This window comes from Telluria sp. AZSoR62 (genome assembly GCF_058111565.1).
In genome coordinates this window covers 262,709-276,822 of record NZ_JBYTST010000005.1, presented here as the reverse complement: position 1 = coordinate 276,822, position 14,114 = coordinate 262,709, and the positions used below count along the sequence as shown (strand labels likewise).

General features: G+C 61.7%; 13 protein-coding genes and 2 tRNA genes. 4 read left to right on the top strand and 11 right to left on the bottom strand.

Features of this window, described 5'->3' with window-relative positions; translation table 11 throughout:
* Positions 1-23 precede the first annotated feature (23 nt).
* From AC3XQU_RS10745 to AC3XQU_RS10725, 5 genes are all read right to left on the bottom strand, one after another.
* On the bottom strand, positions 24-542 hold the full coding sequence (locus tag AC3XQU_RS10745) for a hypothetical protein (RefSeq protein WP_489874144.1): 519 nt from the start codon (positions 540-542) through the stop codon (positions 24-26).
* Positions 543-717: 175 nt separating this feature from the next.
* Positions 718-793, bottom strand: a tRNA-His gene (locus AC3XQU_RS10740).
* Positions 794-866: 73 nt separating this feature from the next.
* Entirely contained in the window at positions 867-1,736 is an 870-nt protein-coding gene (murI, locus tag AC3XQU_RS10735; protein WP_489874143.1) for a glutamate racemase, read from the bottom strand.
* Between the two features lie 40 nt (positions 1,737-1,776).
* Positions 1,777-3,312 (bottom strand): fumarate hydratase, encoded by a 1,536-nt coding sequence (locus AC3XQU_RS10730; protein WP_489874142.1) that lies wholly within the window; start codon positions 3,310-3,312, stop codon positions 1,777-1,779.
* Between the two features lie 22 nt (positions 3,313-3,334).
* Positions 3,335-3,940: a TIGR00645 family protein gene (locus tag AC3XQU_RS10725; RefSeq protein WP_489874141.1), complete on the bottom strand. Its 606-nt coding sequence runs from the start codon at positions 3,938-3,940 to the stop codon at positions 3,335-3,337.
* 200 nt (positions 3,941-4,140) lie between these two features.
* On the opposite strand from AC3XQU_RS10725, the gene acs reads away from it, so the two are divergent.
* Positions 4,141-6,138: an acetate--CoA ligase gene (acs, locus tag AC3XQU_RS10720; protein ID WP_489874140.1), complete on the top strand. Its 1,998-nt coding sequence runs from the start codon at positions 4,141-4,143 to the stop codon at positions 6,136-6,138.
* Between the two features lie 129 nt (positions 6,139-6,267).
* Here acs and AC3XQU_RS10715 read toward each other — a convergent pair whose 3' ends face one another.
* Positions 6,268-8,940, bottom strand: a complete 2,673-nt coding sequence (locus AC3XQU_RS10715) for a polysaccharide deacetylase family protein (protein WP_489874139.1) — start codon at positions 8,938-8,940, stop codon at positions 6,268-6,270.
* Positions 8,941-9,084: 144 nt separating this feature from the next.
* A complete protein-coding gene (locus AC3XQU_RS10710; RefSeq protein ID WP_489874138.1) occupies positions 9,085-9,450 on the bottom strand; it encodes a VOC family protein in 366 nt (121 codons plus the stop codon).
* 81 nt (positions 9,451-9,531) lie between these two features.
* Between AC3XQU_RS10710 and AC3XQU_RS10705 the strand changes: the two genes are divergently transcribed.
* The 3 genes from AC3XQU_RS10705 (at position 9,532) to AC3XQU_RS10695 (ending at position 10,927) form a co-directional block, all read left to right on the top strand.
* Positions 9,532-9,858 (top strand): helix-turn-helix domain-containing protein, encoded by a 327-nt coding sequence (locus tag AC3XQU_RS10705; RefSeq protein ID WP_489874137.1) that lies wholly within the window; start codon positions 9,532-9,534, stop codon positions 9,856-9,858.
* A 78-nt stretch (positions 9,859-9,936) separates the two neighbouring features.
* Positions 9,937-10,027, top strand: a tRNA-Ser gene (locus tag AC3XQU_RS10700).
* A 111-nt stretch (positions 10,028-10,138) separates the two neighbouring features.
* Entirely contained in the window at positions 10,139-10,927 is a 789-nt protein-coding gene (locus AC3XQU_RS10695; protein WP_489874136.1) for an HNH endonuclease, read from the top strand.
* Between the two features lie 9 nt (positions 10,928-10,936).
* Here AC3XQU_RS10695 and AC3XQU_RS10690 read toward each other — a convergent pair whose 3' ends face one another.
* From AC3XQU_RS10690 to AC3XQU_RS10675, 4 genes are all read right to left on the bottom strand, one after another.
* On the bottom strand, positions 10,937-11,563 hold the full coding sequence (locus tag AC3XQU_RS10690) for a hypothetical protein (protein ID WP_489874135.1): 627 nt from the start codon (positions 11,561-11,563) through the stop codon (positions 10,937-10,939).
* Between the two features lie 164 nt (positions 11,564-11,727).
* Complete coding sequence (locus tag AC3XQU_RS10685) at positions 11,728-12,804, bottom strand: tyrosine-type recombinase/integrase (RefSeq protein WP_489874134.1); 1,077 nt, start codon at positions 12,802-12,804, stop codon at positions 11,728-11,730.
* On the bottom strand, positions 12,764-12,988 hold the full coding sequence (locus AC3XQU_RS10680; RefSeq protein ID WP_489874189.1) for a DUF4224 domain-containing protein: 225 nt from the start codon (positions 12,986-12,988) through the stop codon (positions 12,764-12,766). Before AC3XQU_RS10680 ends, AC3XQU_RS10685 begins: the two co-directional genes overlap by 41 nt.
* A gap of 14 nt (positions 12,989-13,002) precedes the next feature.
* Complete coding sequence (locus AC3XQU_RS10675; RefSeq protein WP_489874133.1) at positions 13,003-14,070, bottom strand: replication initiation factor domain-containing protein; 1,068 nt, start codon at positions 14,068-14,070, stop codon at positions 13,003-13,005.
* Positions 14,071-14,114 lie beyond the last annotated feature (44 nt).

The window sequence follows — 14,114 nt, the reverse complement described above, 5'->3', positions numbered from 1 at the left end:
TTGCATTTCCGGGCTGCCTCGAATCAAAGAACGAAGCGATCCAGTCCGACGATGGCGGACACGGCAAGCGACGCCACCACATAGCAGGCAAGCTGGTCTTTCCAGCCCAGGCCGAGACGCCGGCTGCCCTTGATGGCCAGCGTGATCAATCCCGCCGCCACCAGCACCGGCAAGGTCCATTTGCCCCATCCCAGGAACATGCTCACGCGCGCTTCGTCGTTCGGATGCATCACGCTGACCAGGCCGGCCACCATGCGCATGAAGGCGGCGGCATACAGGAAGGCAAAAGCGGTCGACGACCGGCTGCGCCTGACGATGGCATAGGCGAGCAGTGCCTGGACAATGGTCACGGCGGGACCGGCGATATCGGCCATCGCGCGCTGCCATGGCAGGGCAGGCGACAGGTAGCGCACGATGTTGAGCCCGAACTGCATGTCGAAACCAAAGGCTGCGCCCATCAGCCAATGGGCCGACTCGTGGAGGAGATTGGTGATAAGGAAGACGAGGGCGAGCCAGAGGAAGAAGCGGGCGTTGAGTTTCATGGGCGGCTGGGCAACGTGGACGGGAGCTGCGCGTGTATTGCGAGCACGACTGTACCCGAAGTCTGGGAAGCTTTCCAGTTCGCAATCTGATTGCCGGCCATGAAAACCGTGCGCGCAAAAACAAAAGGCTTACTCGCATATCGCTGAGTAAGCCTTTGTTTTACTGCCGAATTCTTGGGGTGGCTGATGGGGCTCGAACCCACGACAACAGGAATCACAATCCTGGACTCTACCAACTGAGCTACAGCCACCACTGACTTGCATCCATCGCGCTGTTTCCGCGACAGAACAAGATTATACAAACAACTTCGCGAACTGGCAAATCTAAATGTGCGGTGTGGCTGAGCCGGGGGCGTGGAAGGCGATCTCGGCCTCGTGCACCGGCGGATCCTGCCCCAGCAGGGTGGTGAAGGCGGCGCTCAAGGCCACCGCGCTGGCGCTGGTAAATCCGTCCAGGCGCGCAGGCTGGCTTGCTGCCGCACGCAGCAGCCCGGCCGTGCCCAGCAGGCGCGCAAGCTGGCGCGCCACGGCGTCGCCGGTGTCGATCAGCGCCACCTGGTTCTCCGTATGGCGCAGGATCACCGCCTCGATCGACGCCTGCACCAGCGGGTAATGCGTGCAGCCGAGCACGAGGGTATCGGCTCCTTGCGCCAGCAGCGGCGCGATGAAGCGCTCCAGCATCGCCTCGAGCGCCTGCGAGTCGCGCTCGCCGAATTCGATCTGGTCGGCCAGCCCGACGCAGGGCTGCAGCAGGAAACGCGCGCCCGTGGCTTCGTGGATCTGGTCGCGCAGCAGCAGGAATTTTTCGCCGGACAAAGTGCGTTCCGTGGCGAGCACGCCCACCAGGCCATTGCGGGTGGCCGCCGCGCCCGGTTTCAGGCCCGGCTCGACGCCGACGATGGGCATGTTTGGATACTGTCCGCGCAGCACGCGCACCGCCGCCACGGTGGCGGTGTTGCACGCGACGACCAGCGCCTTGACGCCCTGCGCCACCAGGTAGCCGGCGACGGCGAGCACGCGCTCGATGACGACCTGCTCGGGCTTGTCGCCATAGGGCGCGAAGGCGGTGTCGGCGAAATACAGGAGATGCTCGTGCGGCAGCTGCGCCTGGACATGGCGCAGCACCGAGAGGCCGCCGACGCCCGAGTCGAAGATGCCGACCGGGGCGTCAGGGAAGAGGGAAGGGGTGGTCATGGCCAGGATGCGGGCAAGCTTGCGCAGGCCCGCGGGTCCATCACAGCGCGTTGACGGGAATGCCCTTGAGCGACTCGATCTTGGCGGCCCATTCCTTCGGGCCGGTGTTGTGCACCGAGGTGCCGGTCGAATCCACCGCCACGGTGACCGGCATGTCGGTGACGTCGAACTCGTAGATCGCTTCCATGCCCAGGTCCTCGAAACCGACGACTTTCGCGGACTTGATCGCCTTCGACACCAGGTAGGCCGAGCCGCCGACCGCCATCAGGTAGGCCGACTTGTGCTTCTGGATCGACTCGATCGCCATCGGGCCGCGCTCGGCCTTGCCGATCATCGAGATCAGGCCGGTCTTTTCCAGCATCATGTCGGTGAACTTGTCCATGCGGGTCGCGGTGGTCGGGCCTGCCGGACCGACGACTTCGCTGCCCACCGGGTCGACCGGGCCGACGTAGTAGATCACGCGGTTGGTGAAGTCCACCGGCAGCGGCTCGCCCTTGGCCAGCATGTCCTGGATGCGCTTGTGCGCGGCATCGCGGCCGGTCAGCATCTTGCCGTTAAGCAAGAGGGTCTGGCCCGGCGTCCACGACGCGACTTCGTCCTTGGTGAGCGTGTTCAGGTCGACGCGCTTGGACTTCTGCGTGTCCGGCATCCACTGCACGTCGGGCCAGGTCGACAGCGCCGGCGGTTCGATGTAGGCCGGGCCGGAGCCGTCCAGCACGAAGTGGGCGTGGCGGGTGGCGGCGCAGTTCGGGATCATCGCCACCGGCTTGGAGGCCGCGTGGGTCGGGTACATGTTGATCTTCACGTCGAGCACGGTGGTCAGGCCGCCCAGGCCTTGCGCGCCGATGCCCAGCGCGTTGATCTTGTCGCACAGCTCGATACGCAGTTCTTCCGTCTTGTTCCGAGGGCCGCGCAGCTTGAGCTCGTACATGTCGATGTCTTCCATCAGCGACTCTTTCGCCATCAGCATCGCCTTCTCGGCGGTGCCGCCGATGCCGATGCCCAGCATGCCGGGCGGGCACCAGCCGGCGCCCATCAGCGGCACGGTCTTCATGACCCAGTCCACCAGCGAGTCGGATGGGTTGAGCATGACGAACTTGGTCTTGTTCTCGGAGCCGCCGCCCTTGGCCGCGACTTTCACGTCGACGGTGTCGCCCTCGACCAGTTCCATGTGCACGACGGCCGGGGTGTTGTCCTTGGTGTTCTTGCGCTCGAAGTGAGGATCGGCCACGATCGAGGCGCGCAGCTTGTTGTCTTCGAACGCGTAGGCACGGCGCACGCCTTCGTTGACGGCGTCGGTGACGGTGCCGGTGAAGCCCTCGAAGCGCACCCCCATGCCGATCTTGAGGAACACGTTGACGATGCCGGTGTCCTGGCAGATCGGGCGCTTGCCTTCCGCGCACATGCGCGAGTTCGTCAGGATCTGCGCGATGGCGTCCTTCGCCGCCGGACTTTGCTCGGTCTCATACGCGCGCGCCAGATGCTGGATATAGTCGGCCGGATGGTAGTAGCTGATGTACTGGAGGGCTGCCGCGACCGATTCGATGAGGTCGCTTTGGGTGATAACGGTGGTCATGGAAGTTCTCGATCAGGGGTAATTAGTGTTTGGCGTGCGTGGTCATGACGATGCGGTCGGTGTAGGCGATGGCAATCGCAGACACCAGGAAGGCGCAATGAATGACGGTCTGCCACATGATGGTGTCCGTATTCGGGTAGTTGGCCGCATTGATGAATGTCTTGAGCAAGTGAATCGACGAAATGCCGATGATCGCCATCGCCAGCTTGGTTTTCAGCACCGAGGCGTTCACGTGCGACAGCCATTCCGGCTGGTCCGGGTGGCCCTCCAGGTGCATGCGCGAGACGAAGGTTTCGTAGCCGCCGATGATCACCATGATCAACAGGTTCGAGATCATCACCACGTCGATCAAGCCCAGCACGACCAGCATGATGGTGGTTTCGGTCAGCTTGATGGGGCGCGGCGCGCCCGGCACGGTGACGGCATCGAGAATGTGGGCAAGCGACGCCGTGTTGCCCATGGCCGCGCCGATCAGGTCTTTCAGTTCGACCCAGAAGTGGAATACGTAGACGCATTGGGCCAGGATCAGGCCCAGGTACAAGGGCAACTGCAGCCAGCGGCTGGCGAAAATCAGGCTGTTCAGCGGGGTGAGCTTTTTAAATTCGTTCGGCGGGATAATCTGGGCCATCGGGGTGTCGACTCCTGGGATGCTGGGCAAATACAGCCGAGCATTTTACACCCGCCCGCGCACCGCTGCGGGTTCCATCGCCTGATTACGACACCGTTGGTAGAATGGCATTCCAGAAGAAGTCGCGGCTGCCGCCTATGTAAGGGCAGAGTAAGCGAGCCGACCTAAGGTGTCCGGTAAAAACCAACGAGGAGACTAGCATGGCCGAGAACGAGATCACCCACGAAGAATTCACCTTGCAGGAGAACCGCGTCTTCCAGCCGCCAGCCGAGTTCGCAGCCAAGGCGACGATCTCCGGCATGCAAGCCTACGAAAAGCTCTGTGCCGAGGCCGCGAGCGATTACGAAGGTTTCTGGGCGCGTCTGGCCCGCGAGAACATCGACTGGCACAAGCCATTTACCAGGACGCTGGACGAATCGAATGCGCCTTTCTATCAATGGTTCGGCGACGGCCAGCTCAATGCCTCGTATAACTGTCTCGACCGCAATCTGACCAATGGCAACGCCGACAAGACCGCCATCATCTTCGAGGCGGACGACGGCGCGGTCACCCGCGCCAGCTACCGCGAGCTGCACGAGCGCGTCTGCAAGTTCGCCAACGGCCTGAAGTCGCGCGGCATCAAGAAGGGCGACCGCGTCATCATCTACATGTCGATGTCGCTCGAAGGCGTGGCCGCCATGCAGGCCTGCGCCCGCATCGGCGCCACCCACTCGGTGGTGTTCGGCGGCTTCTCGGCCAAGTCGCTGCAGGAACGCATCATCGACGCCGGCGCCGTGGCCGTCATCACCGCCGACGAACAACTGCGCGGCGGTAAGTCGCTGCCATTGAAGGCCATTGTCGACGAGGCGCTGGCGCTGGGCGGCATCACCACCATCCGCGACGTCATCGTCTACAAGCGCACCGGCGGCAACATCGCCTTCCAGGAAGGCCGCGACATCTGGCTGCACGACCTGGTCGACAACCAGAGCGCCCAATGCGAGCCGGAATGGGTCGACGCCGAACACCCGCTGTTCATCCTCTACACCTCGGGCTCCACCGGCACGCCGAAAGGCGTCCAGCACTCCACCGGCGGCTTCCTGCTGTGGGCGGCGCTGACCATGAAGTGGACCTTCGACATCAAGCCCGACGATGTGTTCTGGTGCACGGCCGACATCGGCTGGGTCACCGGCCACACCTATATCGCCTACGGCCCGCTGGCCGTCGGCGCAACCGAAATCGTGTTCGAAGGCGTGCCGACCTATCCGCACGCCGGCCGGTTCTGGGAAACCATCGCCAAGCACAAGGTCTCGATCTTCTACACCGCCCCGACCGCGATCCGTTCGCTCATCAAGGCCTCGGATGTCGACGAGAAGGTGCACCCGAAGAACTTCGACCGGGCCAGCCTGCGCCTGCTCGGTTCGGTCGGCGAGCCGATCAATCCGGAAGCCTGGATGTGGTATTACAAGAACGTCGGCGAAGAGCGCTGCCCGATCGTCGACACCTTCTGGCAGACCGAAACCGGCGGCCACATGATCACCCCGCTGCCGGGAGCGACGCCGCTGGTGCCGGGCTCGTGCACGCTGCCGCTGCCGGGCATCATGACCGCGATCGTGGACGAATCCGGCGCCGACGTGCCGAACGGGCAGGGCGGCATCCTGGTGGTCAAGCGTCCGTGGCCGTCGATGATCCGCACCATCTGGAACAACCCGGAGCGCTTCCGCACCAGCTACTTCCCCGAAGAACTCGGCGGCAAATACTACCTGGCCGGCGACGGCGCGATCCGCAACAAGGACACCGCTTACTTCACCATCACCGGCCGCATCGACGACGTGCTGAACGTCTCGGGCCACCGCATGGGCACGATGGAAATCGAATCGGCCCTGGTGGGCCATCCGCTGGTGGCGGAAGCCGCGGTGGTGGGCAAGCCGGACGAGACCACGGGCGAGTCGATCTGCGCCTTCGTGGTGCTGAAACAGGCGCGCCCGAGCGGCGAGGATGCCAAGAAGCTGGCCGCCGACCTGCGCAACTGGGTCGGCAAGGAAATCGGCCCGATCGCCAAGCCGAAGGAAATCCGCTTCGGCGACAACCTGCCGAAGACCCGCTCCGGCAAGATCATGCGCCGCCTGCTGCGGGTGCTGGCCAAGGGCGAGGCGATCACCCAGGATGTGTCGACGCTGGAGAATCCGGCGATCCTGGATCAGCTGAAAGAATCGGCATAAGCGCTTTTCGTAGGGTGGGCAAGTTTCTTGCCCACGCGGTGATCGTCAGCCGTTGAACAGCGCGGGCAGCATTACCGTGGCTTGACCGCGTGGGCGGGAAAACCCGCCCATCCTACACATTCCGCGCGCTTACAGCTTCTCCATCTGCTGCTTCGCATACTCCGCCCCGGCCCCGCCGGGCGCCAGCTCGGCATAGGTCTTGTACGCTGCCTTGGCTTTCGCCTTGTCGCCAGCCCGCGCATGCGCGTCGCCCAGGTTCCGGTACGCGATCGCCCGCGACGGGTCCATCTTCACCGCATTCTCGAACCAGCGCGCCGCCTCGGCATACTTGTCCTGCTTGTAGAACACGAAGCCCAGGTTGTTCGCCGCCAGCGCGAAGTTCGGCCGCAGCTTGAGCGCTTCGGTGAACTGCGCCTCCGCCTGCGCATACTGCTTCTCCTTGTACAACAGCAGCCCCTGGTCGTTGGCCCGCTGCGCCTGCTGGCGCTGCGACCCAGGCACCGCCGCCGGCGCCGTAATCCGCGTCTCGCCACCCTGCAAATCCTTGACCACCACCGTCGCAGCCGGCGCCGAAGCCTGCGCGTCGAGCTTGGTGTTGAGCGCAATCGCATCGTTCGACAGCTGGGCCGTGCCGGTATTGAGGAACTCGCTTTCCTCCGGCAGTTCGAACACGAACTCGCCGCCTTCCGAGCCCGGCAGGCTGCCGAAGGCCGGCGTCTGCTGCGACACGCTCGACACCGCCGGCGCCACATAGGCCGCCAGCTCGGTACCGGTGATCAGGCTGTCGCCATTCAGGTCCGCCTTGCCGCCCAGCCCCTGCAGCAGCGTCCAGGTAAACACCGAGTGCCCGTTCGGCCCGCCATCGGACACCAGTTGGTCGGCACCGCCGGCCGTGAGCATCTGGCGTCCCAGGCGCTTGGCGTTATCGCGTAGGAAGGAAGCATTGGCCGCGCCGCGCGTCAGGCCCAGGCCGCTGTAGCAGGCGTCCATCACGAATAGCGCATGCTTGGCTGGCAGGCTTTCCGCGATGTTCTGGATTTCCGTCATCGGAATGGCGTCGGTCGCCAGGTTGTTCGGGTCGGCATCGACCGGGACGATATAGCCCAGGTCGCGCCCGGAGCTGAGCTTGCGCGTGGCGCCATGCCCGGCGAAGAAGACGAAGATGCGGTCGTTTGGCTGCAGGTTGCCGTGCGCGAGCTTGTCGTGGAAAGCGGCCAGGATGCCGGTGCGGGTCGCCGCTTCGTTCTTGAGCGTGATCACGCGTTCGGGCGCAAACCCGAACTTCTGCACCAGCATCTGGCTCACGCCTTCCGCGTCGCGCACCGCATACTGGAGCTGCGGCCATTTCTGGTACTTGTCGATCCCGACCACGATGGCCCACGAATTGGCGTAGCCCGCCGCCGCCGAGCGCTGCACCGGAGCCGGCGCGGTGGCGCCGGATACCTTGAAGGATTCGCCATCCCAGCCTGCGAACTGGTAGCCGTCCGCCACCAGCCGGTCGAGGATGGCCGGCAGCGCCTTCACGGTGCGCTCGCGGATGTCGTGGAACAGGATGATGCCGCGGCCTTCCTTGTCGACGGTGCGCAGGACGCGGTCTGCGATGGAGGAGGGCACCGGGTCGGCCCAGTCGAGCGAATCGATATTCCACATCACCGACTTCAGGTGTGCCGCTTCCAGCGCCTGCATGCCTTCGCGGTTGCGCGCGCCGTAGGGAAAGCGGAACAGGCTGGAGCGCTGCGGGTCGACCGCCTTGAGCAGGGTATCCGTATTCATGATTTCCGCCCGCAAGCCTTCGCCCGATTTCTTTGACAACTGCGCATGCGAAAAGCTGTGGTTGGCCAGCACATAGCCCGACTGCTTCAGCCGGCGCATCACGTCCGCGCCGCTATTCAACTTGGCCTTGCCCTGCGCATCGAGCGCACCGATATTGCGTCCCACGCTGAAGAAGATCGCGGGCGCGTTGTACTGCTTGAGGATGGCCGCGATCTCTTCGCTGTAGCGGCGGTGCGGACCGTCATCAAAAGTGAGCACCACGGTCTTCTTCGGCAGTGTCCTGCCGAAGATTTCGCCATCTTCCGGCTTGGCCTGCGATGCCGTCGATGGCGTTTCCGGCTTGGCCGGGTAGGGCGCCACGAAGCCGTAATCTTTCAGGATGCGTTCGCGCTGGTACAGGGTCTTCAGGTAGGCGACATAGCTTTCCCATTTCTCGCGCTTGAGATTGATCGCCCGCGATTCGAAACGCCCGAACACCGCGCGGATCTCCTTCTCGTAATTGCGCTCGATTTCCGCCAGCGTATCCAGGTCTTCCGAAATGCGCTTGTGCAGCTTGATTGCCGGCAGCGACGAATCCCTGGCCACCTGCGCCAGCAGCGACTGCATCAGCTCGCGGAAGGCCAGGCGGTCCGCGTCATACAGGCCCTCGCCCGATTCCACGTAATCGAGCAAGCTAGACAGGGCGTCGAAGCGGGCCGGATTGTTCGACGCGACCAGCTGGGCCAGCGCAGCGTCGACCTTGCCGACCCGCGCCTGGTTCTCGTGGAACAGCTCCTGCCCGACCCGGTTGGCCTGGGCCCGCTGCTCCGGCGTCAGCCCCGCTTCATCCTGGGTCAGCACGATGATCTTGCGGTAGGCAGCCAGCATCGCCTGCATGTCGGCCGCGATGGCGCTGGTGTCCAGTGCAGGCTTGCTGGCCGCGGCAGGCGCCGGCGAAGACGGGGACTGGAGGCTGACGATCCAGCTGCCGGCGGCGGCGCCGGCTGCGGCAACGGTGAAGATGAGGTAGTACAGGGCTTTGCGTTTCACGGCGGCTCATGGCAAGGAGTGTAATCCGGGCAACGATACCATCCTGCTGCCGTTGCCGCCTGCGTCAAACCACAAAATCCGCCGCCAGAAACGGCAATGCCGCCTTGGTGGCGGCATTTTATGCATGGCGCTTGGGGGCGCGTATCAGGAAGACGACAGCACGAAGGTATTCCCGTCCGGGTCGCGGAACTTCGCATACGAACCCCAGGGCTGGGTGGTCGGCGGATCGACGAACTCGACGCCGCGCCCGCTGAGCTGGCGGTAGGTCGCCTCGACGTTGTCGCAGGCGAAGGAGCCATTGAAGAAGCTGCCGATCCGGTCTTCCTGGCCATCCGGCGTGAACAGCACGACGCGGGTGCCGGAGCTGCCGATGCGCAGCTCGATCCAGCGCTTGCCCGGGCCCATGGGCTGGTCGGTCGCGATGTCGAAGCCGAGCTGTTCGGTGTAGAAGGCGAGGGCGCGGTCCTGGTCGGAGACCGGGATGCTGACGAATTTCAGTTGGGTGATCATGGGTGGCCTACCGTTGTTGTCATCGCCTCCATTATCGTGGCAGACTCGCGCTGACCCGTATTTTTCATCACTATAGTATTCATGACTACCCGCCAGTCTCCGCTCGACGCCTATGTGTTCGAGGTCCTGATGCCCGACCTGGTCGGGCACGACCGCCGTCCGGCCGCTTTCGTCGTCTATCTTCATCTTTTGTATAGCGCGCAAGCCCTGGGCCGCGACGCGGTGCCGGCCAGCCTGCAAACAATCGCCGTAAAAACAGGGCTGTCCAAGTCGGCCGTACAAGCCGCCTTGCGCCACTTGAAGCGGCGCGGACTGCTCGGCGAAGACGAGGTCGGCACCCAGCTCAACCCCGTGCGCCACGTCCTGCGCCCCTGGCGCCGGCGCTGGCCGGCCGAAGCTGCGGTCTGACCGCGATGCCGGAACAGTCTTGTATAGAAGAGAATCCTTGATATAATAGGCGGCTTCGTGGAGACACGAGCACCATCAGGAGAGATGGATGAGTGGTTTAAGTCGCACGCCTGGAAAGCGTGTGTAGGTTCATAGCCTACCCGGGGTTCGAATCCCCGTCTCTCCGCCAAGATTCTACTAGGGCCGCTTTCGAGCGGCCCTTTGCATTTGCGCTATAGATTTGATGTGCGCTATTCAGTTCGATGCTATCTTGCTTGTTCAATATCTTTTGGGCAAGCGTATGGACTTTATCGAATGGATGAAATCGACCGGGCTATCTGAGAAATCTGCCACCAGTTACCAGGGCGCAATCAAGGGACGCTTGACCAACTGGGCCCACAGTCACGGGCTCACGACAAAGCCGATAGCAGAAATTCCCGACCTTTCAGAATTCATTGCCATTTCTGAGCAGTTGAGGCGAACCCCCGAATTCCTTGACCGGAATGAGACCGGTAACGGGATGTACGCAGCCGCACTCAGCAACTATCAAAAATACCTCCAAGCTGTTGGCGCTCTTCCTGAAAAGAAGCAGGCTGAGTATGGGCCACACCGACAGCAGGTAGCCAAAATCGAGTCCGCGTTAAGTGAACCGTTTGTTCCGAAAAGCCATGAGGACGCACGCGAACGAGTCTTGCGTGAAATCGTACGGCGGCGAGGGCAGCAAAAGTTCCGGAAGACCCTGATTGCCGCCTATGGTGGGCACTGTGCGATTACTGGCTGTTCAGTGACGCCTCTACTAGAGGCCGCACACATCACGCCGTACCTAGGGCCAGAGACGAACTCGATTACGAACGGCTTACTGCTTCGCGCAGACATTCACACTCTGTGGGACCTGGGGCTGATTGCAGTGGATCCCAAGACTCGGACGGTGTGGGTGAGCCCCGAAATTACAGACGCGACGTACCGCGTCCTAACCGGAGCTTCCTTGATGCTTCCGCTGGATTTGGCCCAATGGCCGTCAGGCGCAGCGCTGGCACAACAATGGAACCTCGCGCATACGAAACTTGCGGAGGCTGGTTCGAAGGTTTAGAAGCGCAGTCTATCTTATCGAATTGCTTATGGTTGGCTCGGTCTGTCCGCTCATGTCCAGGACATCGTTAACAGCCAGGTCCCGCCAAGGGTCGATGAACCTCCCACCATGCCAGAAAAATATCGGAGCGAAGAAGCATCGCTCGTTCAACAGTGGCAGGACCTTTGTCGGTGTAGAGGGCAAACTCGGGCCAACGTATCTGAAGAAATGGACGTTCATACACCACTCTTCAAAATCTTCCATGTATTCAGCCGGATCGCTTGGAATGGCACGTTTCTCCTCGCCTTCGGCCTCCTCATCGCCCCGCCGATACCAGGCAAGCACGTCATTTTGACAAAAGAGGTAGGCCCGTGAATCGTCAACAAATGAGTCGTCCGGAACCCAGCTTTGCATCGCGTCCTTGATGTCATATGCGACTACAAGGCCTGACCGAAAAGCTGTTTCGCTGATGCGATTGAGCTTGGCCTCCGTGACGACATGATGCCAATCCTTGAAGCGATTTGCTCTAGCAATGAGGTCTAGTGCTTGGTGGTGCGACATGTCACCCGACCGCTTTAAGTCGCGTGCTTGTTGTCTCCACTTGCCGAAGGCGACTGAAGAAAAAACGTGTTCCGTATGCATGAGAAACTCCTTCATGCGGTAAGTCCAGCGCCCACTACTGGATCCCGCAATAAAAGAGGATCTCTGAAAAAGGTGAAGGTGATCGTCCCGTCCGGGTGCGCAAGGTGGGCTGCCAGGCCTCGATCCGGCCTCGTTTGATGATAGCTGAACAGCAGGGAGGTCGCAACCGCCTGCACCCGTCAGCGCAGCGGGTCGACCATTTCAGGCTTCCTGCGATAGACCCGATCAGTCAGGCGGCTGTCGGCGTGTGCGAGCAAGCTTCGCGCATGCTCAAGTGACTTCGCATCACTAGCGCATTTCGCACGTAGATCGTGCTCGGTGAAACGAACGACCACCTTAGTTTCCAACAACAGCCGCGTCATAAATCCACGCCACATCGAGTCCCATCCACCAGCCCGCCCACTATCTTCATCGAAGTAGCATTCGCCAATTCGCGTGCAGAAGAGGTAAGCGGTTTGACTGCTGGGACTGACATCTTTCGCCAGCTGCACCGCTTCGCGCAGCTCATCAGACCATCGAATGATCAGCCGTTTCCCGGTCGTCCCAAGTGTTTTTCGCGGCGTGACGTGGATCTCGTCATCCTTAAGGTCAAACACTGAGAGACGCAGAAGATCGCCGCGGCGCATGCCCGTCAATAGTTTGAGACGGATGTATGCTTGAACGGCCTTGATACTTCCAGCGGTGCGGCGTGAAGATAGGGAAAGGCACTCCACAATCTCCCAGTCCTCCACGTACCGTTCCCGAGGCTTCTCGCCGGTCAATCGGATCTCGCCTTTGAACGGATGGCGGTCGATGTACCCCCACTCGACGGCCTTCGTAAAGGCGTGCGAGAGGATCTCGATTTCGCGTCGTGCAGCTGTTTTAGCCACTCGCTTTTCCACATACAAGTAGACATGCCTCGGCTTTAAATCATGCAGGCGAACGTCAGCGAATACGGCACGCAGCGGTTTGATCGCCACTCGGTTGTGAGCTTGTGTCGATACCCCTTTGGTTGGAATCACTTCGAGCGCATAACGGTCCAGCAGTGCACCAATCGTGCCTGCTTGATCGACGCTGCCAATGCGGTCAGCCCAGGCGCGGTACGCTTCCGGTAGCGTCTTCCCCAGCCTAAATGAACGCTTACCGTCCCATGCGCCTTCGGCACCGATCGGAACCTGGTAGTAGTACGCGCCATGATCGAATCTCCACCGCGATGGAAGCCCCTTGTTTTCTGGTCTACGTTGACGCGGCATGTAGTGCTCCCCAATTTGGTTCAATAGGCGCTCGTGTAGCGTTCCGGGCCTGGACCCCGAAAAGCGTCTCGATATGGCCGCGCATGACCGCGACAGAGCCATCAGGCCGCACGCAGTGCTGTATCCCCATCCCGCGTAGGGTACGCACCTGGGCGGCGTACTGGACGCGGTTGGTTAAGGCCTGTAGCTCTTCCTTGGACAAGAACATGGATTGAAGCGCAGTCATGCCTTCACCTCGTCTTTCTCCGTGCCATCTGGCGTGATGAAGTCGCTCGGCGAATCGACAAGCGGGTGTTGTAGACGACGCGGCGTTCCGATTCGATACAGCCGTTCTAAAACAGCGTCCGAGGTGCCTTCGACATCCCTCATCACGTTCAGCAGCGGACCATATGCGCGGCTTGCATACTCGACCAAATGCTCGTAGCTAAGCTGAGTCTGATTTTGGATAGTTCGGATCCTGCACATTTCCTCCTGCACCCAGTAAAGCGCCTTCGGGTAGCTCCCGACAACGTAGCGCGCCGGCTCAAGCAAAACTTCCCAAGGAATCACCCGGTCGACGTTGTGAAGCTCGACCTCCCATCGAACCCACGGATGCCAGCGCTGCCCCAGCTGCATTCCCTTTTCATAAACGCGAAGCATCTTGCCATTCTTACGCTTACCAACGTAGAACGTCCGCCCTGAACCGTCTGGCTGTATCCAGTTGCCGTTCTGGTTGCACGAAGGCGCTTTGCCTCCTGCGTTGAAGTCGCCACGCCAATAGCATGCGACCGCGTAGTCGACAGAGTGGAAGCCGGTAAAGTCGTCGACAGCACCGTCCCAACGTGTGATGCGGGACGAGGGCAGCGAAGAGAGGAAGGATAAGAGCGCAGGCCAATCACGGATGATTGAACAGGCTTCGCCAGGTAAGCTAATGAGCGCCGTACCGCGTTGACCACCATAAGCAAACAGCGCCGAGGTGCTGCCGAACACGAAGGACTTCTTATACCCTATGTGTCCCTTGCCAGTACGTTCAACGACGGGACCAAACTTCGCACCGAGGACGCTTATGAGCTGGCGGACGAATTTCGGTAGCGCGTCTACGAACTCTCCGAACGCGAATGTGCAGTTCAGGTAATCCGTGATCGCGGCATACGGGTGAGTCGTCCCTGGATCTTCGGGTGGAAACTTTCCCCCCGTATTACCAGACGGGGGGAACTGCGCACCGGGCTCGTTTGCGTCCGCAGCGGCGGCCGCTGCCGAGCCCGGTACTGTTTGTCCCGAAAAGGGATATGAGTGCATAGGGGTATTCATGTCCCCTATGCTATGGGTATTGGTTACCCCTTATCAAGGGTATT

Excerpts from the sequence above, each read along its gene's own strand:
- AC3XQU_RS10745 (WP_489874144.1), bottom strand. The coding sequence starts at position 542 with ATGAAACTCAACGCCCGCTTCTTCCTCTGGCTCGCCCTCGTCTTCCTT.
- murI (WP_489874143.1), bottom strand. The coding sequence starts at position 1,736 with ATGACCACCCCTTCCCTCTTCCCTGACGCCCCGGTCGGCATCTTCGAC.
- AC3XQU_RS10730 (WP_489874142.1), bottom strand. The coding sequence starts at position 3,312 with ATGACCACCGTTATCACCCAAAGCGACCTCATCGAATCGGTCGCGGCA.
- AC3XQU_RS10725 (WP_489874141.1), bottom strand. The coding sequence starts at position 3,940 with ATGGCCCAGATTATCCCGCCGAACGAATTTAAAAAGCTCACCCCGCTG.
- acs (WP_489874140.1), top strand. The coding sequence starts at position 4,141 with ATGGCCGAGAACGAGATCACCCACGAAGAATTCACCTTGCAGGAGAAC.
- AC3XQU_RS10710 (WP_489874138.1), bottom strand. The coding sequence starts at position 9,450 with ATGATCACCCAACTGAAATTCGTCAGCATCCCGGTCTCCGACCAGGAC.
- AC3XQU_RS10705 (WP_489874137.1), top strand. The coding sequence starts at position 9,532 with ATGACTACCCGCCAGTCTCCGCTCGACGCCTATGTGTTCGAGGTCCTG.
- AC3XQU_RS10695 (WP_489874136.1), top strand. The coding sequence starts at position 10,139 with ATGGACTTTATCGAATGGATGAAATCGACCGGGCTATCTGAGAAATCT.
- AC3XQU_RS10690 (WP_489874135.1), bottom strand. The coding sequence starts at position 11,563 with ATGAAGGAGTTTCTCATGCATACGGAACACGTTTTTTCTTCAGTCGCC.
- AC3XQU_RS10680 (WP_489874189.1), bottom strand. The coding sequence starts at position 12,988 with ATGTTCTTGTCCAAGGAAGAGCTACAGGCCTTAACCAACCGCGTCCAG.
- AC3XQU_RS10675 (WP_489874133.1), bottom strand. The coding sequence starts at position 14,070 with ATGAATACCCCTATGCACTCATATCCCTTTTCGGGACAAACAGTACCG.